This is a genomic window from Ralstonia sp. VS2407 (genome assembly GCF_052950655.1).
Genome location: NZ_JBRFVG010000054.1, coordinates 1 through 733, shown reverse-complemented (window position 1 = coordinate 733; position 733 = coordinate 1). Strand labels below are relative to the sequence as shown.

Sequence of the window (733 nt, the reverse complement as noted above, 5' to 3'; positions counted from 1 at the left end):
GTGTCGGGTAGCGCGCAATTGACCGCTTCGAAACCGTAGCACACGTATTCGACATCGAATTGCGCGAGAAAGCGCTGCAGCGCGGCGGCGTCGTTGCGGATCACGTGCAGCGCCGGATACGAGTCGATCCGCACCGGACAGCGATCGAAACCCTCCGGCAGGAACAGCGCCACAGCTTCGCCGACGACGAACAGAAAGCCGACATGCGACGATGCGTACGGCAGATGGTAGCCGCGACTGTTCAGCAGATAGCTCAGATCGTCGGCCGCACAGGTAATGAATGCGGCCTTCGCGCGCGGATCCCCGAGATGCTCGCTGATTCGGCTGTTCAGCGTCGCGACGTTCGCCGCGATCGAGACGCCCGTCGCCGATCGCGGCAACTCGAAGACCGGCCGCTCGACGCGCCAGCCGGGCAGCGAGATCGCGCCGTCGATCTCACGGCCCGCGAGGCTCGTCCATTGCACGCCGGCGCGCTCCGTTTGCCCGAGCAGGCGTGCACGCTGAGCGACGCTCAGGCGCGGCGCGTCGTAGCCCGCGCGCTTGATGTCGGCCGCATGCGCCGCGAGCCAATCGCCAATCGCCGGCCACATCGCAACGTTGAGCCCCAGTTTCTCGACCTGCACGAGCGCGGGATCGCACTGCTTTTCCGCTTGCAGGTGGTAGCGGCCATCGACGAACAAAACGAATTGCGGAACGCCGATCCGCCGCGCGGCGGCGGCGCCCAGGAACACGC

Annotated in this window: 1 protein-coding gene; it reads right to left on the bottom strand. The window is 66.6% G+C overall.

Annotated features, from left to right (window positions below):
* A partial coding sequence (locus ACU8YE_RS23755; protein ID WP_446929783.1) for an aminopeptidase P family N-terminal domain-containing protein occupies positions 1-733 on the bottom strand: 733 nt, incomplete at both ends.